General features: G+C 69.8%; 22 protein-coding genes. 9 read left to right on the top strand and 13 right to left on the bottom strand.

Annotation, left to right across the window (positions count from 1 at the left end):
• The first annotated feature begins 20 nt into the window (after window positions 1-20).
• Window positions 21-809 (top strand): hypothetical protein, encoded by a 789-nt coding sequence (locus O3597_RS10520; RefSeq protein WP_281604009.1) that lies wholly within the window; start codon window positions 21-23, stop codon window positions 807-809.
• 61 nt (window positions 810-870) lie between these two features.
• On the opposite strand, the gene O3597_RS10525 is transcribed toward O3597_RS10520, so the two are convergent.
• Together O3597_RS10525 and O3597_RS10530 are read right to left on the bottom strand one after the other, a co-directional pair.
• The gene (locus O3597_RS10525; RefSeq protein ID WP_281604010.1) at window positions 871-1,989 is read right to left on the bottom strand and encodes an erythromycin esterase family protein; all 1,119 of its coding nucleotides are present in this window, start codon (window positions 1,987-1,989) and stop codon (window positions 871-873) included.
• A 69-nt stretch (window positions 1,990-2,058) separates the two neighbouring features.
• Window positions 2,059-2,448, bottom strand: a complete 390-nt coding sequence (locus O3597_RS10530; protein ID WP_164446867.1) for a MerR family transcriptional regulator — start codon at window positions 2,446-2,448, stop codon at window positions 2,059-2,061.
• Between the two features lie 63 nt (window positions 2,449-2,511).
• Between O3597_RS10530 and O3597_RS10535 the strand changes: the two genes are divergently transcribed.
• Window positions 2,512-3,126, top strand: a complete 615-nt coding sequence (locus O3597_RS10535; RefSeq protein ID WP_281604011.1) for an NAD(P)H-dependent oxidoreductase — start codon at window positions 2,512-2,514, stop codon at window positions 3,124-3,126.
• Window positions 3,127-3,165: 39 nt separating this feature from the next.
• Here O3597_RS10535 and O3597_RS10540 read toward each other — a convergent pair whose 3' ends face one another.
• Complete coding sequence (locus O3597_RS10540; protein WP_281604012.1) at window positions 3,166-4,065, bottom strand: LysR family transcriptional regulator; 900 nt, start codon at window positions 4,063-4,065, stop codon at window positions 3,166-3,168.
• A gap of 79 nt (window positions 4,066-4,144) precedes the next feature.
• Here O3597_RS10540 and O3597_RS10545 point away from each other — a divergent pair, with 79 nt between their 5' ends.
• Window positions 4,145-5,062: an EamA family transporter gene (locus tag O3597_RS10545; protein ID WP_281604013.1), complete on the top strand. Its 918-nt coding sequence runs from the start codon at window positions 4,145-4,147 to the stop codon at window positions 5,060-5,062.
• On the opposite strand, the gene O3597_RS10550 is transcribed toward O3597_RS10545, so the two are convergent.
• The 4 genes from O3597_RS10550 to O3597_RS10565 form a co-directional block, all read right to left on the bottom strand.
• On the bottom strand, window positions 5,052-6,341 hold the full coding sequence (locus O3597_RS10550) for a serpin family protein (RefSeq protein WP_281604014.1): 1,290 nt from the start codon (window positions 6,339-6,341) through the stop codon (window positions 5,052-5,054). The genes O3597_RS10545 and O3597_RS10550 overlap by 11 nt on opposite strands.
• Before the next feature lie 75 nt (window positions 6,342-6,416).
• On the bottom strand, window positions 6,417-6,803 hold the full coding sequence (locus O3597_RS10555) for a hypothetical protein (RefSeq protein WP_281604015.1): 387 nt from the start codon (window positions 6,801-6,803) through the stop codon (window positions 6,417-6,419).
• Complete coding sequence (locus tag O3597_RS10560; RefSeq protein ID WP_281604016.1) at window positions 6,800-7,258, bottom strand: hypothetical protein; 459 nt, start codon at window positions 7,256-7,258, stop codon at window positions 6,800-6,802. Before O3597_RS10560 ends, O3597_RS10555 begins: the two co-directional genes overlap by 4 nt.
• A 105-nt stretch (window positions 7,259-7,363) precedes the next feature.
• Window positions 7,364-7,618, bottom strand: coding sequence for a DivIVA domain-containing protein (locus O3597_RS10565; RefSeq protein ID WP_281604017.1), 255 nt, complete (start codon window positions 7,616-7,618; stop codon window positions 7,364-7,366).
• Between the two features lie 226 nt (window positions 7,619-7,844).
• Here O3597_RS10565 and O3597_RS10570 point away from each other — a divergent pair, with 226 nt between their 5' ends.
• Both O3597_RS10570 and O3597_RS10575 read left to right on the top strand, forming a co-directional pair.
• On the top strand, window positions 7,845-8,732 hold the full coding sequence (locus tag O3597_RS10570; protein WP_281604018.1) for a helix-turn-helix transcriptional regulator: 888 nt from the start codon (window positions 7,845-7,847) through the stop codon (window positions 8,730-8,732).
• Entirely contained in the window at window positions 8,725-8,919 is a 195-nt protein-coding gene (locus O3597_RS10575; RefSeq protein WP_281604019.1) for a DUF397 domain-containing protein, read from the top strand. The genes O3597_RS10570 and O3597_RS10575 overlap by 8 nt, the downstream gene beginning before the upstream one ends.
• Before the next feature lie 32 nt (window positions 8,920-8,951).
• Here the strand turns inward: O3597_RS10575 and O3597_RS10580 are convergent, their stop codons facing one another.
• Window positions 8,952-10,892: a DUF2075 domain-containing protein gene (locus tag O3597_RS10580; protein WP_281604020.1), complete on the bottom strand. Its 1,941-nt coding sequence runs from the start codon at window positions 10,890-10,892 to the stop codon at window positions 8,952-8,954.
• Between the two features lie 121 nt (window positions 10,893-11,013).
• Window positions 11,014-11,397 carry a nucleotide pyrophosphohydrolase gene (locus O3597_RS10585; RefSeq protein ID WP_281604021.1) on the bottom strand — a complete coding sequence of 128 codons (384 nt, stop codon included), beginning with the start codon at window positions 11,395-11,397 and terminating at the stop codon, window positions 11,014-11,016.
• Between the two features lie 132 nt (window positions 11,398-11,529).
• Here O3597_RS10585 and O3597_RS10590 point away from each other — a divergent pair, with 132 nt between their 5' ends.
• The 4 genes from O3597_RS10590 (at window position 11,530) to O3597_RS10605 (ending at window position 16,100) form a co-directional block, all read left to right on the top strand.
• Complete coding sequence (locus O3597_RS10590; protein WP_281604022.1) at window positions 11,530-11,898, top strand: MmcQ/YjbR family DNA-binding protein; 369 nt, start codon at window positions 11,530-11,532, stop codon at window positions 11,896-11,898.
• Window positions 11,899-11,968: 70 nt separating this feature from the next.
• Window positions 11,969-12,571 carry a dihydrofolate reductase family protein gene (locus O3597_RS10595; RefSeq protein ID WP_281604023.1) on the top strand — a complete coding sequence of 201 codons (603 nt, stop codon included), beginning with the start codon at window positions 11,969-11,971 and terminating at the stop codon, window positions 12,569-12,571.
• A gap of 393 nt (window positions 12,572-12,964) precedes the next feature.
• The gene (locus tag O3597_RS10600) at window positions 12,965-15,097 is read left to right on the top strand and encodes a PQQ-dependent sugar dehydrogenase (protein ID WP_281604024.1); all 2,133 of its coding nucleotides are present in this window, start codon (window positions 12,965-12,967) and stop codon (window positions 15,095-15,097) included.
• Window positions 15,098-15,116: 19 nt separating this feature from the next.
• Window positions 15,117-16,100: a sugar phosphate isomerase/epimerase gene (locus O3597_RS10605; RefSeq protein ID WP_281604025.1), complete on the top strand. Its 984-nt coding sequence runs from the start codon at window positions 15,117-15,119 to the stop codon at window positions 16,098-16,100.
• A 97-nt stretch (window positions 16,101-16,197) separates the two neighbouring features.
• Here the strand turns inward: O3597_RS10605 and O3597_RS10610 are convergent, their stop codons facing one another.
• The 4 genes from O3597_RS10610 to O3597_RS10625 all read right to left on the bottom strand — a co-directional run bounded on the left by O3597_RS10610 (window position 16,198) and on the right by O3597_RS10625 (window position 19,507).
• Window positions 16,198-16,626 (bottom strand): VOC family protein, encoded by a 429-nt coding sequence (locus O3597_RS10610; RefSeq protein WP_164446885.1) that lies wholly within the window; start codon window positions 16,624-16,626, stop codon window positions 16,198-16,200.
• 53 nt (window positions 16,627-16,679) lie between these two features.
• Window positions 16,680-17,099, bottom strand: a complete 420-nt coding sequence (locus tag O3597_RS10615) for an AraC family transcriptional regulator (protein WP_166458385.1) — start codon at window positions 17,097-17,099, stop codon at window positions 16,680-16,682.
• Between the two features lie 436 nt (window positions 17,100-17,535).
• Window positions 17,536-18,387: a pyridoxal kinase PdxY gene (gene pdxY / locus O3597_RS10620; protein ID WP_281604026.1), complete on the bottom strand. Its 852-nt coding sequence runs from the start codon at window positions 18,385-18,387 to the stop codon at window positions 17,536-17,538.
• A 115-nt stretch (window positions 18,388-18,502) separates the two neighbouring features.
• On the bottom strand, window positions 18,503-19,507 hold the full coding sequence (locus O3597_RS10625; RefSeq protein WP_281604027.1) for a HEAT repeat domain-containing protein: 1,005 nt from the start codon (window positions 19,505-19,507) through the stop codon (window positions 18,503-18,505).
• Between the last annotated feature and the right edge of the window lie 3 nt (window positions 19,508-19,510).

A 19,510-nucleotide genomic window follows, 5' to 3' on the forward strand; every position in this document is an offset into this window, starting at 1 on the left:
GCCTCAACTACGCTGGGTTCATGGGGGAGGACAGCGAGCAGCCTACGCGTCGTGAGTGTTTCGTGATCGCCCCGATCGGTCCGGAGGACTCGGACATCCGCAGACGCAGCGACCAGATCCTCAAGCACGTGATCCGCCCGGTGGTGGAGGCGCGTGGCTTCGTCGCGATCCGCGGCGACGAGATCGAACGGGCCGGTCTGATCACCTCCCAGGTGCTGGACCGCATCATCCGCAACGACCTGGTGATCGCCGACCTGACCGACCAGAACGCCAACGTCTTCTACGAGTTGGCGGTCCGGCACGCCCTGCGGAGACCGTTCGTCCAGTTGATGGCGAAGGACCAGCAGCTGCCCTTCGACGTGCACGGCATGCGGACGATCCTGGTCGACCACACCGACCTGGACAGCGTGCACGCCGCCAAGGAGCAGCTCGGCCGGGCCATCGACGCCATCGGCAGCGAGGCGGACATCGTCACCCCGATGTCGGTCGCCCTCACCCTGCAGGAGCTGCGCGGCTCGTCCAGCCCGCACGAGGCCGGTCTGTCCCAGGTCATCGAGACCCTGCCGCAGATGATGGACATTCTCCAGGACCTGCAACGTCACCTCGGGGCCGGCGTGGTCGGCGTGACCGCGACGGAGGACGACGATCATCGCCGGCTGCGGACGATGGTCGAGTCGCTGGCATCCCGTGGCGGGGTCACCGAGGACGAACTCGCCGGCCTGCTCGGTGGCGGCAGCAGCAAGTTCGAACGGTGGGTCGAGAATCTGATCCAGCGGGCCCGCAGCTCGAACAACCATCGGCCCGTCTGAGCGGGACCCGCCGGCCGGCGCAACGCTTGGTGGCGGAGCCGGCCAGGTCCGGCGGGTCGGTTCAGCCCGGCAGGGGGTGGATCGGGGTGACCGTCGGGACGAAGGCGATCGCGTCGAAGCTGCCCGCCAGCGAGGGCAGCTCGTAGTAGTGCTGCTCGTCGTGGTCCGCCTGGTAGAGACCGGAGATCAGTCGGGTACGCCACGGCCGTCCGGGCCGGTCCGCGAGGTCGGCGGGTACGGCGGAACGCAGGTCGATGATCCGCGCACCACCGCCCTGGAGCAGCACCGCGTCCAGTGATGCTCCGACGGGGCGCGGAACGTCCCGGCCGGGGATGCCGCCGTGGCCGAAGGTGACGTGGACGGCCGCGTACTCGCTGCCCAGGGCCGCCCGCAGATGGGCACCCAGCATGGTCGCGCCGTGCGCCGCGACGTGGGCGCTGCCCTCCCAGAACACCACCCGGTCGCCGCTGACCCGCTGGTGATCGAGGAGTCGCTCGGCGGCGGCGCGCTCCTCCGCTGCCGCGTCGTACCCGGCGCCGAGGGCGTGCGCGTGGAAGTCGACGATCCCCTCGATGAGCCGTAGCGCCTCGTCACGTCCCGGGCTGTCGGGCAGGTGGGCGGCCAGGTCGCGGGCGGTGCGGGCGAGGTCGACGAAGGGCACGCCGGGGTGGGTGCCGTGCAGGCGTTGGACGTGTTCACCGTTGTCGTGGGCGGTACGGATGACGTCGAACATCTCGCCGATCCGCGTCGCGGTCGCGGGTTCCGCCGGGGCGAGCAGCGCCACGACCCGGTCGTAGTCGGCGGGCAGCGTGCGGCGCCCGTTGACGGCGATGACGCGTACCGGATCGTCCGGGTGACGCTCGTTGTGCCGGCGCAGCCGGACGAGCGCGTCGCGCATCTCGACCGTCCGCCACGGACCCCATGCCTGGTGGAGCGCGGCGGCCAGGTCGAGGTCCGCGCCCCGGACGTACCGGTCGTAGAGGTCACCCACCCGCTGGTTGTCCAGCAGGGCGACGACCCGGAATCCGCGCCGGATCAACTCGTGCGTGGTCTCCTCGACCAGCCGGAAGGTCTCGGTGGCCTCTCGGGTACTCGTCCCGAGGCCGACGATGGTGGCCGTCTCGACGAGGGCGGCAAGCCGCTGGGCGGACGACGGGACCGGAGTTCGGAGATCACTCATGCACCCGACGATCGGGGTTCAACATATGGTGAAGTCAAGTCCGCGACGACTGCCACCTTCGCGGAACGATCACCGCGCGGGATCGTTCCGCCCGATCTCGCACAGCCGGGTGCCCGACCCCATCGCCGCGAGCTGCGCCTTGAGGTCGCGAACCCGCTCCTCGACCTCGGTCACCAGCCGACGGGCGACATCCGCCCACTCGTCGGGCGTCGGGTCGGCCGACAGGCCGGCGAAGAGTGCGGCGATCTCGCGGACACTCAGCCCAGCTCGCTGGGCGAGTTTGGCGACCTGGATCCGGCACGCTGCGGAACCGTCGAAGCGACGTTGATTGCCGGCGGTGCGTACCGCGTTGATGACCCCGTGGTTGTCGTAAAACCGCACGGCCGACGGCGCGACGCCGCTGTCGACGGCGACCTCACTGACGCTGAACGTGCGAGGCGGACCCGTGAGCACTGTCATGAACGCAGGGTAGGCACACCAGGACTTGACTTCAACATATGTTGAACCTGCACGGTCTCGGACATGGCTATTTCGACCGACCAGCACAGCAGCCTCTCCCCCGACACCGGCCAGCGCGTGGCCGTGATCTCGGGCAGCGTCCGCAAGGATCGGATGGGCCCGACGATCGCCCAGTGGGTGGCCGCCGCACTCGACCCTGCCGGCGCGGTCGGCCCCGCGCAGCTCGACCTGATCGACGTTGCCCACGTCGAGCTGCCCGACGACAGCCTCCTCTACCCTGGCGGCGGGCCGAAGAGCGAGGTCGCCGACCGGATCGCCGCCGCCGACGCGTTCGTGTTCGTCACGCCGGAGTACAACCACAGCTACCCCGCCTCGCTGAAACGTCTGATCGACTGGCACTACGGCGAGTGGCGGGTCAAGCCGGCGACGATCGTGGCCTACGGCGTCCACGGCGGATACGCGGCGATCGAGCACCTGCGCGGGGTGCTCGCCGAACTCAGCGTGGTGACCACCCGTCGGGCCCTGGGCCTGCGGGCACCGTGGACGTCGCTCGACGATCATGGTCGCTACGTTCCGGACGCGGAGCTCTCCCGTGGCCTGACCGCGAGCCTGACCGAACTGCGCTGGTGGGCGCAGGTGCTGGCCGACGCTCGTCGGGACCGCCCCCTCACGATCTGATCGCGGAGCCGGTCTTCGGTCACGGCTTCGCGGACGCACTCAGCGGTCACTGCTCTCGCCGTCGGCGACGGGGACGTCCAGCTCGTTGAGGAACGCCGTCGCCGCCGGGGTGAGGGTGGTCCGGTTCCAGACGAGGTGTTCGATCCGGGCCGGGGCGTCCCGCACCGGAATGGTGACCACACCCGGCAGCTGCGGCGCGAAGGTCGACGGCAGCAGGGCGATGCCGAGCTGCCGACGGATGAGCCGGGTCATCATCGAGTCGACGGTACTCACCTCGAAGGCGACCTCGCGGTGCACTCCGGCGGCGGCGAACGCCTGGTCGGACTGGGCCCGCCCCGCCGATCCCGCCGGCAGGTCCACGAACGTCTCGGTGGCCAGGCGGGCGAGGTCGACCTCGGCCTGCCCGGCAAGCGGATGTTCGGGGGCGACCACAGCCACCAACCGGTCGTACGCCAACTGTCGGGCGACCACCCCTTCGGGCCGGGCGGTCACCGGAAGTCCGAGAAATCCGATGTCGACAGCACCTTCCTTGACCTGGTCGATGAGCTGTTCGCTGCCACCGACGCGCAGCCGGATACGGACGTGCGGATACCGCTGATGAAAGGCGTCAAGCGCGGCCGGGATGTCGACAGCGGCGACGGTCGGAATCATGCCGACGGTGAGTCGGCCCCGGATCTCCCCGACCGCCGAGGCGACTTCGGCGGCGGCCCGCTCGGCCGCGTCCAGGCACTGACGGGCCGCCGGGAGGAACGCCTCACCGGCCGGGGTCATCCGCACCCGGCGGCTGGTCCGGTCGAACAGGCGGGCGCCGAGTTCCCGTTCGAGGCGGGCGATCTGGTGACTGAGCGCGGACTGGACGACCAGACAACGCTCGGCGGCACGGGTGAAGTTACGCGTCTCGGCGACGGCCACCACGTACCGCAGCTGGTGAAGCTCCATCCATCAATCGTGAATCGTGATCGTTGGGTTGACAAGGATGTGTTGGACTCATCGGTTCGGCGCGTCGATCCTGACTCACGTGACAAATCCGGTACCCCCTCCGGCCACGGGTCGCCTGGCCGCCACCGCCACGACCGCCCTCGCACCGGCGGTGTGGGGCACGACGTACGTGGTCACCACCGAACTGCTGCCGGCCGGCCACCCGCTCTTCGCCGGGCTGATCCGGGCACTGCCGGCGGGCCTTGCCGCACTCGCCATCGGCCGGGCGCTGCCGCACGGCAGGTGGTGGCTCAAGGCGGCGGTGCTGGGCGTGCTCAACATCGGCGTGTTCCTGCCGCTGCTGTTCGTCGCCGCCGAACGGTTGCCCGGCGGAGTGGCCGCCACGCTGGGCGCGGTGCAGCCGCTGGCCGTGGCGGTCCTGGCGGTGACCGTGCTGCACCAGTCCCCGTCGACCTGGAGCTTCGCCTGGGGAATCGTCGGCGTCGCGGGGGTCGGGCTGCTGGTCATCGGTCCCGACGCGGACATCGACGTGGTCGGACTACTGGCCGGCCTCGGCGGCGCCGGGGCGATGGCGGTCGGGGTGACGCTCACCAAGCAATGGGGGCGCCCGGAGGGCGTGGGCCCCACGGCGTACGCCGGCTGGCAGCTCACGGCCGGCGGCCTGTTCCTGCTGCCGGTGACGCTGCTGGTCGAGGGGGCACCGCCCGCGGTCGACGCCAGCGGCGCGCTCGGCTACCTCTGGCTCGGCCTGCCCGGCGGCCTGCTCGCCTACGTCCTGTGGTTCCGGGGCATCGCCACGCTGCCGGTCACCTCCGTCGCGGTGCTCACCCTGCTCTCGCCGGTGGTGGCGGCCCTGCTGGGTGCGGTACTGCTCGACGAGTCACTCACCCCGATCCAGTCGGCCGGCTTCGTGTGCTGCCTCGCCGCGATCGTCGCGGGCCAGGTCAGCCCGACGCGCGCCGCGGCCACCACCGTGCCGACCAGGGTCAGCCGGTGACCAGCGGGTCGTGGACCCGACCGAGGAACAGCGGTACGCCGGTGACCCGGTCGTGGATGACGTACAGGAACGGCCGGTTCACGAAGAACTGCGGCCCCTGCGGAATCGACGGCGGCCGGATGATGACCGCCGACGCGGCTGCCGCCTCGACACCCTTCTCGTCCACCCCGATGAACGTCTCGTGCACCACGTCGTCGACGCACAGGTTCGGGTCGGTGGTGCTCATGCCGGTGAAGTCGGCGTACGGCGTGAAGGCCGTGGGCATGCCGAGGCCACTCAAGGCGGCGCCCAGCTGGGCGGGCAGGCGGAACGTCCACCGGGGCATCCGCAGTTGAATGTCGGTGAACTGGAAGCCGGCGAACAACGCGCTCAGCCACGCCGCGTCGAGGTTCGCCTCGACCGCGGCGAGGTCGTCCCTCGTCGGCATGACGACGGCCATGGCCAGCCCGTCGCCCGCGAGCGGCACGTCGACCGCCCGCCAACCGTCGCCCAGCAGGTGCCCCATCCGGTCGAACGGGCCGCGCATCATCGGCACCTGGACGACTGTGCCGTCATCCCGGGTGAACGGTTCCTCCACTGTGGCGGACGCCCGGAAGGGGTAGTACCAGGCCGCCTTGAGGTAGGCCGTGTTGGTGAGCATCAGGCTGGTGTCGGGGCGCACCGAGTCCGGGGCCAACAACTCCGGGATCTTCGCGTTGGTCCGATCGGACACCCAGGTGTTGATCTCCTGGCGGGCCGCCTCCGGCGCGCCACGGAAGTCCACCGGGTGTGGGAGGGCGCCGTAGTAGCCGGCCAGCGTGTCCCGAAACCCGGTTCGCAGGCCCAGCTCGAGGCGGGTCCACACCGCGTTGGCCGTGGTCACCCGGGGCTGCCGCACTCCGTCGCCGTCCTGGAACCGCGCGGCCAGCGACTGGTCGACGGTGTTCAGACCACTGTCGAGCGCACCGGGTCGCGGATGCGGCGCGTGCAGCACGGCGTCCATCTCGTCCGCCGTGGTCGAGCCGGCGCCCGCCCTGGCCATGGCGAGGGCCAGCTGGACCGAGTACGGCGCACACACCACGTTGCCGCCGGTGTGGCTCGCCGCGACCGTGCGGTATAGGTCGGCGGTGAAGCCGCGTACCGCCGACGCGGCGGCCGGCATCGTGGCCGGATCGGGAGGTACTCGCACCGGATCGGTCGACGCGGACGCTCCGGTGAGCCAGCGGGGGTGAGCTGGGGCGGCGGTCAGGGCGGCGGCGGCGAGTGGCACCGCTCCGAGAATCGATCGACGCGAGACCATGTCCCGACGGTAATGCAGTGTTACCGGGACGTGACGGAGCAGCGTCCAGAATGCATCGAAGTTCACCAATGTTCGTTACTTGCGTACGGCTTCCGACCGCAGCGCGGCGACCCGGGCCAGCACCGGCCGGAACGCACCATCCTGGTCGTCCGGGCCGATCTCGACGCCTTCGAGCCACACCCACTCGCCGTCGTACCACTCGCTGAGGTCCGGCCGGACGCGGACGATCCGGAGCCGGAGCGGACCGTCGGCGTACCGGTAGTCGGACTCGGCGAGCTGGACCACGTCCCCGGCGGCGACGGACACACACGGGACGACCGGCGCCCGGGCCGCCGCCATCTCGGCGCGACCACGCGGGTGGGACGGCGGCTGCCGTCCGGTGCCAGCGGCCAGCGCTGCCCGACGTGCTCGGAGGATCAGCCGGTTGCGGATCTGCGCGGGCGACAGGTCGAAGACGTTCATCGCCAGTACGTCCGCAGGCAGCGCACGATGATCGCGTCGGCCCAGTCCGCCCGGGGGCAGGTGCCGTCGACGCGGCAGTCCGGACACTTCCTGGTACGCGGATCCTCGGCGGGGCTCCGCCAATGCACCTCGAACAGCCGGTTCGCCCTGGCGAGCTGAGCAGGCGTCACGAAGAGGTCGTTGTCCGCGTCCGGCCGAGCGGGCCGGACCGGCTCACCGTCGGTCGGCCCTCGGAACCTCCCACGGTTCCGCTCGCTTCGCCGGCCCGCTTCGTAGCGAGCCGCACGCTGATTCCGCGCCGACGACACTGCCGGCCGTTCCTCGGGCCGCTCGTACACGAGCGCACCGTCGCACCGCGAGGTCACCCGCAGCTCCGGTACGACATGCTCGACCGACACCCGCCGGAACCGCCCCGGCACGTCCTCGTCCGGCACGGCCTGCCCGGTCAGATCCATCGCCACCTTCCCAGGCCGCAAGAACCACTTCCACCGCCTACCCACGCTCCGCACCTGTCTCCTGGCCGGACAGGTCGACCGTCGCTCTGCTGCCACGGCGGCAGGTCATCGGTCAGCACCTCGGGCGCGAGCCCGCGCGGACTGCCAGTCACGCAGCGCGGCCTTGACTCGGGCGGTCTCTCGGTGGCTCTCGGCGAGCGCCTGCTGGACGGTGGCCAACTCACCGGCGACCCGATCGAGGAACGCGTACACCTCGTCGAGGGCTAGGCCGCGACGTCCGAGCCAGACGCGGCGGAACCGATGCCCGCGCACCTGCCAGGGCAACAGACCGGAGTACGCAGTGGAGCGGTAGGTCGACATGTCGCCGCCTTTCCACGGTGGGCGGGGAGGTGCGGTCGGAACGCGGCGGCCGTCCGGGGGGATCGGCCAGCCGCCGCGCTGTGACCATCCTGAAACGCTCCGCAGTGGATTAGCAACGTTCCACAGCCAGATTTCGCGCTTGTGCATTGACTTTCTTTGTCGGAACGGATAAGCGTTACAGCAGCAGGTGACGCAGTGTTGCGAGTCGGAACCAGGGAGTGTGCGAATGGCCGAAGACATCGGATCGACCGTGCCGCGCCGGCAGCTCGGCCGGCTGCTGCGCCAGTACCGCAACGAGGCCGGGGTGACGCTGGACGCCGCCGCCGAAGCCCTGGAGTACAGCCGACAGAAAATCTGGCGGCTCGAATGCGGCATGGGCTCAGTCCGGGTGCTCGACGTCAAGGCGATGTGCGAGCTGTACGGGGTGTCGCCGGAGATGACCGAGGCGATGCGCGGCCTGGCCGTCGAGACGAAGTCCAAGGGCTGGTGGCATGCGTACGGCGACGCGGTGCCGAGCTGGTTCGAGCTGTACGTCGGCCTGGAATCCGCCGCTTCGCGGCTGCGCGGCTACGACGAATCACTGATCCCCGGCATCCTCCAGACCAAGGAGTACGCACACGCACTGATCCGCCTTGGGCGAATGATGAGCGACGAGGAACGAGAACAGGCCGTTGAGGTGCGGATACAGCGCCAAGCTCTGCTTACCCGCCGACTTCCCGCCGCACCGCGCCTGGAGTCGATCCTGTCGGAGGCGGTGCTCCGGCGCGGCGTCGGCGGTCCGGCGATCATGGGCGGCCAACTCGACCATCTCATCCGGCTGTCGGGTTTGCCGAACGTGTCGGTCAGGGTGCTTCCGCTGGCAGCAGGCCCCCAGCCCGGTGCAGTGGCCGGCACCTTCATGGTTCTCGACTTCCCTGCCACCAAGGGCGGTCGGACCGCCCCGGAGCCGTCCGTCGTCTACAGCGAATCGTTGACCGGGGCGCTCTACCTCGACAAGCCGGATGAACTCGCGGCATACGAACGTGTCTGGCGGGGACTGGATGCGCTCGCCCTCGGCGAGGCAGAATCGAAGGACATGATCAAAAGGCTCATCGGGGAGATTCGGCATGACTGACCTGACCGGCGCCGTCTGGCGCAAGAGCATCCGCAGCGGGGACAACGGCGGCGCCTGCGTCGAGGTCGCGACCAACCTTCCCGGCCTCGTCGCCGTCCGCGACTCCAAGGACGCGACCGGGCCCGCCCTCACCTTCTCCCCTGCTGCCTGGGCTACCTTCGTCCGGACCGCGCAACTGGCCGACTGAGCCCTGCCGCCGGGGAGCGCGGACGGGATCGGCTACCCAACGTCCGAATCGCCGCCAGGCGACTCATAGTGGGTTTCCACCTCGCGGGTGGGTCTCACCAGAGCAGCCAGGAACTCGCGGGTCTCCGGATCGACCGAGTGGATGACCGTCCCGCGCATACCGCGGGTCAGCAGCACCTTGTAGGTGTTGCGGATCAAACGGTCGGCTTCGTCGTCGCTCACGGCCTTGCGGCTCCGCAATGCTGGGTCCTTCGACTCGCTCCGCCGAGTCACCAGTCGGCCGTCGCGTGCCACCAGGTCGGGCCCGATGATGACACCTGACCAGTCGTACTCGAAGCCCTGGGCGGTGTAGACGCAGCCCACCTGGTCGAAGCCGTTCGGATCGGTGGCCCAGAAGGCACTACCGGGAGCATCACCGACGCTGCGATCGCTCTTGACGTTCCAGGGTCGGGCCCACTCGCCGACCACCACGTCCGGCACCAGGGTGCCGTCGGGTCGAGGGTCGCTCCACGGCCAGCAGTAGCCGGCCGACATGCGTGCCGTCTGTGCCGGCTCACCGGGCGTGCCCGGCGGGCGTTGGCTTGCCCGAAGGAAAGCCTCCATCTGAGTTGGGGACTCCGCCAGCCGCAGCTCGAACCGTCCGTCACCGGCCCACACGGTCGGTCCATCACCGTCGAGGCCGAGCAAGGTGAGCACCCAGTCCTCGTACGCCGCGCTGCCGCCACACCGGAACTGGTCGTGCAGGGCGACGACCTCGACATCCAGGCCCAGCTTCTCGGCGTATGCCGAGATAACCTCGACGTTGCCCAGCTCCCCCGGTTTGACCACCTGATGCTCATCGAGCAGGAAAACCGGCACGCGCGCTGTCGAGATCAGTTCGTCCAACTGCGGCCTCGCCCGGTCCCGCCGAGCCTTGGGTGTGTACCGGTTGACGGAGGTCTCCCGGATCCGGTGCGCCTCGTCGCAGAGCAGCACCTCGATGTCGTTGGCCCCGGCGTCCATGAAGCTGTTGAAGTACTTGAACAACCCTTGAAGCCGGGTCGAGCCGCGTCCGGCGTAGCGCCGCAGAGTCTGGGTGAACGCGCGGGAGCCGGTGGCGTGCAGCACGGTCCGACCCTGACGGGCCAGTTCACCCATCACCGACAGGGCGATGACGCTCTTGCCGCTGCCCGGTCCGCCGGCCACCACCACTGCCCGCTTTCGGTTCGCCTTCCGGGCCCGCTCGACCGCGTGCAGCACCAGCTCGTACGCCACGTGCTGCTCGTCGATCAGAGTGAACTGTGGCCGGTCCTTGAGTTCCTGCGCGGCGTACCGCAGCAGGTGCCGACTGGGCCTGACGGTGCTGGTCAGGAAGCGATCGGCGGCGGCCGCGCCGGGCTTCGGCGCGAACCGCGACCGAAGATATGTGAGCCACTGGCCGCGGCGCTGCCGGGTGAAGAGTCGGCTCTGCTCAGTGCCTGGCCGGTCGAGCAGGTCGGCGATGTCGCGGTCGGCGGCGTTGTGCAGGTAGGCGGCACCGTGTAGCGGATACCGCTGGCGACCCAGGATGCCGAGAAAATCGGTGAGGTACTGGCAGTAGTCGGCGACCTGCACGCCGGGATGCAGTCGTGGTCCACGCGCGTGCTCGACCGCGACCAGTGTGTCGGATTCCTCGTACGCGGTTGCGTAGGACCATTGCTTCAGCTCGACGACCATATAGGAGTCGTCCCCGCTACGGGGATCAACGCCGGCGAGCACCGCGTCGATGCGTCGGCTGGTCAACGGCAGTTGGTACTCGACCAGCACCTCCACCTGGTCGAGACCCGCATCGGCAAGATCCTGCGCCAGCACCGGCAGGCTGTTCATCCAGGACCGCCGCTCTGCCGGGCTCACACCGTGGCGGATCGACCACAGATGCTCGGCGACCCGGTCGGCGAGGGCGCCGTCAGTGGCCAGACGCAACAGGTTGGCGGCGGACGTCCGAAACGCCGACATTGGCACATGCCCCCAGGCAGCACGATGTGATCGTGCGGATGGGGGGCATATCCGTGCACCGGAAGCCCGTCGGACCGCTTGGCTCTGAGCACCTTACCGAGTCGAATCGGGGTGTTGGTGGCTAGCCGGTGCGGTCGGTCGGTGGAGCCTTGACGGCCGAGCCGTACGACCGTTCGACCGGGTAACGCCGGGCCGCCTCCGTCAACTTGTCGCTTGCGGCAGCCAGCGGGTCGATGCCGAGGATGTCGCTCAGGCGGGCGAGGTAGATCATGACGTCGCCGATCTCGGCGCGCACCCGGGCGCCGTGCTCGGGATCGGCCATCACCTGTGCGGATTCCTCCGGGGTGAGCCACTGCAGCTCGGCCAGCAACTCGCCCACCTCGCCGGCAAGGGCCATCGCCAGGTTCTTCGGCGTGTGGAACCGCTGCCAGTCCCGCTCGTCGGCGAACCGGCGCAGCCGGTGCACGAGGTCGGCCAACCCGGGGTCGTTCGGTTCGTGTTCCACGGAGCCGAACCCTACCGCCGCCGGCCCATCAGCCGACTTCGGCCGGGCTGGTAAGTGCCGCCCCGGCCCGGCTGCCCGATCGAACCTCCGGCGCTCCCAGGTTTTGTCAGACCGGTGTCCTAGCGTGGGCTGATGACCGACATGGTGGCGATCGTCCGGCGGGCCTGCCTGCGTCTTCCCGAGGTCAGCGAGCGGCTGAGCCACGGCGCCCCGACGTGGTTCGTCCGGGGCAAGAGGTCGTTCGTCATGGTCTGGCCGGACGGCCATCACCAGGATGACTTCGCCCACCTGTGGTGTGCCGCGCCGCCGGGCTCCGCCGCCGAACTGATCGCGGAGAATCCGCGGACCTACTTCCGCCCGCCCTACGTGGGGCACCGCGGTTGGGTCGGCGTACGCCTCGACACCGGGATCGGCGAGGCCGAGCTGGCCGAGATCATCGAGGACGGCTACCGGGCGGTGGCACCCCGGACGTTGCTCGCCCGGCTCGACGCGCCTCGATGAAGCCACCCTCCGACACAACCTGGCGTCGGGCCGGAAGCAGTTGCAGATCACCAAACACTTGGGAGAGACCGTGTCGGGTCGGTTCGTGTACTGGATGAACGTGTCGTTAGATCTGCGGATCGAGCGCGCCCCGAACGAGCAGGGCGGCGGCGACTGGATGCGCATCGGCGAGTCGCTGCATCGGGAGTTCAACAGGCGGGCGCGGGCGATGTCGCTCATGGTCGAGGGCCGCACGATCTACGAGACGATGGAGGCGTTCTGGCCGGGCGCCCGCGACGACGAATCTCTGCCGGGCTACCTGCGGGAATACGGCGAGATCTGGACCTCGATGCCCAAGGTGCTCGTTTCTCGCACCCGCGACAACGCCGGGCACAACACCCGGGTCATCGGTGGGAACGACGCGATCGGGCAGCTCGCCGGGCTGCGGGAGCAGTCCGACGGTGACATCGGGGTGGGCGGCGCCACCCTGGCCACCAACCTGCTGCGGGCGGGGCTGCTGGACGAACTGCTGCTCTTCACCCACCCGGTCGTGCTCGGTACCGGCCGACCGTTGTTCGAGGCGCACGACGAACCGGTCGGGCTCGACCTGATCGAGCAGGCGTCGTTCGATCAGGGCGTGACGATGCACCGGTACGCCGTCCGAGGCGGCCGCGACGCCGAACCGGTGGCCTGAAGGGCCACGCTGAGCCGTCGGTCCAACCTGCACCGCCCTCGGGCTCTGCGGAGCCGCCCCTGGGACCGAGGGACGGTTTTTCGTGTGTGGACGATCCTTTCGCCATCGTGGCCGAAAGTTCGATTTAACCCGGCAGAAGCCATGGACACATCGACATGGCTTTTGTTAACTTCACCCCGGATGTTACGACGGGGTGAACCGCCGCAGGGGCCAGCGCCACGCTCGTGACCTCCGACGGCCCCTCGGACACCTACCCCAATCCTCAGTTTCCGCGCCCGCGCCGCCCACCGGCGGTCCAACGCGCCATTCGGTGCTGCCCAAAACCCGGAGGAGAAGCCCAGCACCCGTACGTCCCCGACCTGCCCGACCCGTCCTCACACCAAGGAGAGGCAGTTGAAGAGACGACTCGCGCTCGCGGTGGCCGGTCTGACGACCATCACGCTCGTCGCCCCGCCCGCCAGCTCGATGGCCGCGCCGACCAACCCCACGGCCGCGCCCGGCACCACCACTCCCCCGCCCGACACGGCCTTCCAGAAGGTCACCCTCAACGACCGTCCCGGCGAACCGATGGACCTGGCCGTGCTACCCGACGGTCGGGTGCTGCACGTGACCCGCGCCGGCGAGGTGTGGTTGCACAATCCCGACACCGGCCGCAACACGATTGCCGCCACCCTCGACGTCTACCAGCACGACGAGGAGGGCCTGCAGAACGTCGCCATCGACCCGGGCTTCGGCCGGCGCGGCAACAACTGGGTCTACCTGTACTACTCGCCGCCGATGGACACCCCAGTCGACGACCCGTCCACCCCGGACGTCAACGAGGGCGACGCGCCCGCCTGGGGCACCGAGGAGGAACTCGCACCGTTCAACGGGGTCATCCGACTGTCCCGGTTCCGGCTGGTCAAGGACACCTTGGACCTGCGTACCGAGCAGCGGATCATCGACGTGCCGGTGAACCGGGGCATCTGCTGTCACGTCGGCGGAGACATCGTCTTCGACGCGAAGGGCAACCTGTACCTGTCCACCGGGGACGACACGAACCCGTTCGAGTCCGGCGGGTACACCCCGATCGACGAGCGGCCCGGCCGCAACCCGGCGTACGACGCGCAGCGCACCAGCGCCAACACCAACGACCTGCGCGGCAAGATTCTGCGGATCAAGGTCGGCGCCAACGGCAGGTACACCGTCCCGAAGGGGAACCTGTTCAAGCCCGGCACCCGGGGCACCCGGCCGGAGATCTACCTGATGGGGCTGCGTAACCCGTTCCGGATCGAACTGGACCGCAAGACCGGCGATCTGTACGTCGCCGACTACTCCCCGGACGCCGGTCAGCCCGACCCACTGCGCGGACCGGCCGGGCACGGCAAGTGGTTCGTGGCCCGCAAGGCCGGAAACCACGGCTGGCCCTACTGCGTCACCCCGCAGTTGCCGTACCGGGACTACGACTTCGCCACCGAGGAGTCCGGTGCGGAGTTCGACTGCACGGCACCGGTCAACGAGTCACCGAACAACACCGGGCTGCGCAAGCTGCCCGCCACGCAGCAGCCGGACGTGTGGTACAGCTACGATGCCTCCGCGCAGTTCCCCGAGTTGGGCACCGGCGGCATCGGCCCGATGGCCGGGCCCGCGTACCGCTTCGACCGCTCCACCACCCGGGGCCGCAACCCGGTGGCGTGGCCGGCGTACTACGACGGCAAGCCGCTGTTCTACGAGTGGACCCGCGACTACGTCAAGGCGTTCCAACTGGACCGGCGCGGCACGCTCGACGGCATCGAGCCGGTGCTGCCCTCGGTCGTCTTCGACAACCCGATGGACCTGGAGTTCGGCCCCGACGGCGCGCTCTACGTCCTCGAGTACGGCGACGGGTTCTTCAGCGAGAACCCGGAGGCGCAGGTGGCCCGGATCGACTTCATCGGTCGAGACGGCAACCACAGTCCGATTCCGGTGGTCTCGGCCAGCCAGACCGCCGGCCTGGCCCCGCTGACCGTGAAGTTCTCCAGCGCGCGCACCACCGATCCGGACGGCGACCGCCTGCGGTACGAGTGGTACCTCGACGACGACGACCGGGTCGACTCGCGGTCGGCGAACCCGACGTTCACCTACCGCGAGAACGGCAGCTACGAGGCGACGCTGAAGGTTACCGACCGGAAGGGACGCTCGGCGTCCGCCTCGGTGCGGGTCGTGGTCGGCAACGCCGTGCCGGTGGTCGAGCTGGTCGCGCCGGCCGAGGGCCAACCCTTCGCCTTCGGCGACACCATCCGGTACGAAGTACGGGTCACCGACGACCAGTCGGTCGACTGTGCCCGGGTCAGCGTGACCTACATCCTCGGTCACGACGACCACGGGCATCCGCAGACCACCGCCAACGGCTGCACCGGGTCGATTCTGACCACTGTCCCGTCCGGGCACGACCCGGCCACCGACAACCTGTCCGCCGTGTTTGTCGCCTCCTACACCGACCCCGGTGACGACGGACTGCCGCCGCTGACCGGGACCGACCAGGTCGTGCTCGTACCCGGCGTGTAGAACCACGAGAGGAGTCATCATGTGTTACGGATACGACGGGATGGCCGCGCTGCGGCGTTCCGTTCTCGACCGGCGGGGCCTGCTACGCGGCTCGATGGCCGCGATGGCCGGCGTCGGCCTCGCCACCGCGGGGGTGGGCGCGACCGCCGCCTCCGCCGGTCCGAAGCACGGTCCGGGTCACGGACACGGCCCCGGGCACGGGCACGGCGGTCGGCGGCGGGTGCCACCGGGGCTGATCAGCATCCAGCTCTGGACGGTCCGCGGCGCGCTGAACGGCGAACCGGGATACGACGCCACCCTGCGGCACCTCGCCCGGATCGGCTACCCGAAGGTGGAACTGGCACTCGGCTACTTCGGCCGCAACGCCGCCCAACTGCGCCGCTTCCTGGACAGCATCTGCCTCAAGGCCACGTCCAGCCACGACGGGATCAGCGAGACTCCCGCCGCGCTGCAGGAGAAGATCCGCAACGCGGTGACGCTGGGTCAGAAGTTCATGGTGGTGCCGTACCTCTACTCGGAGAACGTCGACGACTGGAAACGGTGGGCGGAGCAAATGAACGTCGAGGCCGCCGCGGCGGCCCGGGCCGGTCTGCGCTACGGCTACCACAACCACGCCCACGAGTTCACCATCGACCTCGGCGGCGGTCGTACGCCGTGGGACGTGCTGACCGAGGAACTGGATCCCCGGCTCGTCCACCTGGAGATCGACATCTACTGGGCGGTGACCGGCGGCATCGAGTCCGGCGACGGTGTGCGCGACCCTGAGGGCTTCACTCTCGACGTGATCCGCGCCGCGCCGCAGCGGGTGCTCCAGTACCACGTCAAGGACCGGCACGCCGCCGACGGCGACATGGCCGACCTCGGCACCGGGATGATCGACTTCGCGCGGATCTTCCGGAAGCACCCGGTGCTGGAGTACATCGTGGAGAACGACACGCCGGACGTGACGCCCCAGCGCACCGCCGAGGTCGGCTACCGCTACCTGCGCCATCTGCGGTACTGACGAACCTTCTCCGCGGTAGTCGCCGGGGTGCCGAGTCGACCAGATCGGCACGGCACCCCGGCGATGCGGAGGCTCGTACGTCGTCGGACCTGCTCACTCAGTCGAAGTCCGCAGGGGTGAACTCCCGCTGTTCGACCAGGACCAGCCAGTTGCCCGAGTTGTCCCGCGCGACGGCCTCCACCCCGTACGGCCGATCCGCCGGTTCCTGGATGAAGTCGACCCCCTTGGCCCGCAGGTCATCGTAGGTCTTGCGGCAGTCGTCGACGGCCAAGCCGACGGCGAACAGGTTGCCCTCGTCCTGCGCCCGACGGAACATCTCCGCCACCTCCGGCGTCAGCGGCGGCCCGGGAAGGGTCAGGTGCACCTCCAGTTCTGGTTGGCTGGGGTGCTTGACGGTGCACCACCGGTAGCCCTCGCCGAGGGTGATGTCGACGCCCTCGACGAAACCCAGAATGTCGACGTAGAACGTCTTGGCGGCGTCGATGTCCTTGACGAACACGCTGGTCAACGAGACGTTGGTAATCATGGGACCAGGTTAGGAGACGGTCGGCGGCGTCCGGCTTCTCCTGGCTTGCGGCGTCACCCACGTCGTTCGGCGAGGCCCCACATGAAGACGAAACAGCCGGGAATGTGCGGCGCTCCGCTGCTCGCCCAGCGGCGCTGGAACTCACTCGGTGTCTCACCGACCACGGCGCGGAAACGGCTGCTGAACGAGCCGAGACTGGCGAACCCGACGGCGTAGCAGACCTCGGTCACCGTCAGGTTGGTGCTCCGCAGCAGGTCCTGGGCCCGCTCGATGCGCCGCCGCGACAGGTACGCCGCCGGGGAGCAACCGTAGGTGACGGTGAACAGGCGCTGGAAGTGGTACTTGCTGACGCTGGCGACAGCCGCGACAGCGGTGAGATCCAACGCCTCGGTGTAGTGGCGATCCATGTGATCGCGGGCGCGTCGCAGGTGAACCAGCAGGTCACCGGAGGCGCGGCGGGGTGGAGCGCTCATCACGGGCAAGCTTATGCCGTGGTCGGTCCGGATGCCTCGGCACAATCCGGCCTCGGCATCGGGAAGGGCTGCCGGATCAACATGAGCATGATCTTCGGTGTTGAGCGGGGGCCGACGACAGCAGCACCAACCGAAAGTGACGGTGACAATACGTGCTCGTAGCGCCTCCCACCACCTCGTCCCCATCCACGCTTTGCTCTGCTTCACTCCACGCACAACCGACATGAGCTGGGGTTGTACGGCGCCACCGCCCGGCACGTAGGTTGCGGAGCGCAATCAATGCGTGGGGTGAAGCAGAGCAAAGGACGTAGGCTTAGTCCTAGGTTGCGGCCGGAGTGTCACTGAGTGTGAGAGGCCGGGAGGTGGAGATCGTCACGGATCAGCGGCTCACCTGAGTGTCGCCGGTCGGCGGCGCGGACCCGCCTTCCGGGCCGCGTCAACGCAGCTGGCGGGCGGGGAACCTCGGCGGTGGGTCGGCGATCGCGGTCTGGGCGGCGACCAGTTGGAGTTCCCTAGTGCCGGCCGCCAGGGTGGCCTCCAGCACCGCGAAGATCGAGGCGGTGGTGCGTTCCAGCGCCGTGGCCGGCGATCCGGTCGTGGACAGGTGCGCCAGGTACAGGGCGGCGGTGACGTCGCCACCGCCGTTGGGGTTGATCGGCAGCAGCGGGGTGGTCACCGCCCAGGCACCGGCGTCCGAGACGGCTACCACCTCCAGTGTGTCCGCCGGCAGGTCGCCGTGCAGCACGCTGGTCACCAGGACGTGCCGGGGCCCGGTGGCGCGTACCGCGTCGACGGCGGCCAGCAGATCGTCGATCGTGTTCGTCGGTCGGCCGGCGAGAAACTCCAGTTCGAACTGGTTCGGGGTGACGATGTCGGCGCGGGGCACCACCACGTCGCGCAGGTACTCCGGGATGCCGGGCCGGACGAACATGCCCCGGCCGACGTCGCCCATCACCGGGTCGCAGCAGTAGAGGGCGTCGGGGTTGGCGGTCTTCACCAGGGTCACCGCGTCGAGGATCACCGCGCCCATCGCCGGATCTCCCTGGTAGCCGGAGAGCACCGCGTCGGCGTCACCGAGCACCCCACGGTCGGCGATGCCGGCGATCACCTCGGCGACGTCGGTGGGGGCCAGCAGCGGTCCGCGCCACGCGCCGTAGCCGGTGTGGTTGGAGAAGTGCACGGTCAGCACCGGCCAGACCTCGTGGCCGAGCCGTTGCAGCGGGAACACCGCCGCCGAGTTGCCGACGTGGCCGTAGGCGACCGAGGACTGGATGGACAGGATCTTCACCGTCCCATCATGGCGGTCGGCGGCCCTCGATGGGCCGGGGTCCCGCCACCAGCCGGTCGGCCCGGTGTGCCGACGCTGTCGAGCTGACCGTACGGACGGATCGCGCCGGATCCCGCTATCGCCCGTCGCGCAGGGTGAGCACGTACCTGGCGATGGCCGCGACGGTGCGGTCCGCGTCCTCGGACAGCTCGGTGAGGGCCCGGGTGGCCGTGGCCCCGGGGATGTCGGCGAGCGCCTGCGTCAGCCGGCTGCGTACCGGCGGCCCGACGGCGCTGCCGGTGAGGCGCTCGACGAGCCGGGTGGCGATCTGGTCCGCCAGCGCGGGCTCACCGGCCAGCGCGGTCAGGGCGTCGGCCGCGTCGGCCTCGTTTGTCTCCTCGACGACCATCTCGATCAGGGTCGGGATCGCCTCGGACACGCCACGTGCCCCCAGCGCGAGGGCCGCGTACCTGCGGACGACGGGGTCGGGGTGGGTGAGGGCGTCCCGCAGCAGCACGGTCGCGGCACCGTCGGGGATCTCGGCGATGGACCGGACGGCGCGTTTGCGTACCTCGGCGTCGGGTGCGTCGAGGCCCACCGCCAGCAGGGCCGCCACATCGCCGGCCGACTGCGCCAGCGCCCAGCGCAGCGCACCGGCGACGTTCGGGTCCGACTCGCCCAACACCGCCTCGACGAGTGCCTCCGCCGGCATCGTCGGGTCACCGGTCGAGGACAGGGCGGCATGCTGACGGTGCCCGGCGTTCTCGGAGCCGAGCGCCTGGAGCAGGGCGACGACCTGGAGCACGTCCGCCCAGTCGGCGGGTTGCGCGGCCCCGATCCGCCGCAGCCGGGTGAGCAGCTCCGTCTGCGCCGCTATCCGCTCCCGGGTCTGCTGGATCAGGTCTGCCACGAGCTGCGCGGGGGTGAAGGCGGGATCGTCGAGCGCCCGCCTCACCTCCCGCAGCGACAGCCCCAGCGACCGCAGGCTCTCGATGTGGAAGATCCTCCGGATGTCGTCGCTCGAGTACTCCCGGTAGCCGACCCCGCTGCGGCCCGTCGGCTCCACCAGACCGAGCGACTCGTAGTGCCGGAGCATCCGGGCGCTGACGCCGGAGCGTCGGGCCACCTCACCGATCAGCACCGT

It is taken from the genome of Verrucosispora sp. WMMA2044, assembly GCF_027497155.1.
Classification (GTDB): domain Bacteria; phylum Actinomycetota; class Actinomycetes; order Mycobacteriales; family Micromonosporaceae; genus Micromonospora; species Micromonospora palythoicola.

Bases quoted from the DNA above. Each gene is read 5' to 3' on its own strand.
- O3597_RS10520 (WP_281604009.1), top strand. From the start codon at position 21: ATGGGGGAGGACAGCGAGCAGCCTACGCGTCGTGAGTGTTTCGTGATC.
- O3597_RS10525 (WP_281604010.1), bottom strand. From the start codon at position 1,989: ATGAGTGATCTCCGAACTCCGGTCCCGTCGTCCGCCCAGCGGCTTGCC.
- O3597_RS10530 (WP_164446867.1), bottom strand. From the start codon at position 2,448: ATGACAGTGCTCACGGGTCCGCCTCGCACGTTCAGCGTCAGTGAGGTC.
- O3597_RS10535 (WP_281604011.1), top strand. From the start codon at position 2,512: ATGGCTATTTCGACCGACCAGCACAGCAGCCTCTCCCCCGACACCGGC.
- O3597_RS10540 (WP_281604012.1), bottom strand. From the start codon at position 4,065: ATGGAGCTTCACCAGCTGCGGTACGTGGTGGCCGTCGCCGAGACGCGT.
- O3597_RS10550 (WP_281604014.1), bottom strand. From the start codon at position 6,341: ATGGTCTCGCGTCGATCGATTCTCGGAGCGGTGCCACTCGCCGCCGCC.
- O3597_RS10555 (WP_281604015.1), bottom strand. From the start codon at position 6,803: ATGAACGTCTTCGACCTGTCGCCCGCGCAGATCCGCAACCGGCTGATC.
- O3597_RS10560 (WP_281604016.1), bottom strand. From the start codon at position 7,258: ATGGATCTGACCGGGCAGGCCGTGCCGGACGAGGACGTGCCGGGGCGG.
- O3597_RS10565 (WP_281604017.1), bottom strand. From the start codon at position 7,618: ATGTCGACCTACCGCTCCACTGCGTACTCCGGTCTGTTGCCCTGGCAG.
- O3597_RS10570 (WP_281604018.1), top strand. From the start codon at position 7,845: ATGGCCGAAGACATCGGATCGACCGTGCCGCGCCGGCAGCTCGGCCGG.
- O3597_RS10575 (WP_281604019.1), top strand. From the start codon at position 8,725: ATGACTGACCTGACCGGCGCCGTCTGGCGCAAGAGCATCCGCAGCGGG.
- O3597_RS10580 (WP_281604020.1), bottom strand. From the start codon at position 10,892: ATGTCGGCGTTTCGGACGTCCGCCGCCAACCTGTTGCGTCTGGCCACT.
- O3597_RS10590 (WP_281604022.1), top strand. From the start codon at position 11,530: ATGACCGACATGGTGGCGATCGTCCGGCGGGCCTGCCTGCGTCTTCCC.
- O3597_RS10605 (WP_281604025.1), top strand. From the start codon at position 15,117: ATGTGTTACGGATACGACGGGATGGCCGCGCTGCGGCGTTCCGTTCTC.
- O3597_RS10610 (WP_164446885.1), bottom strand. From the start codon at position 16,626: ATGATTACCAACGTCTCGTTGACCAGCGTGTTCGTCAAGGACATCGAC.
- O3597_RS10615 (WP_166458385.1), bottom strand. From the start codon at position 17,099: ATGAGCGCTCCACCCCGCCGCGCCTCCGGTGACCTGCTGGTTCACCTG.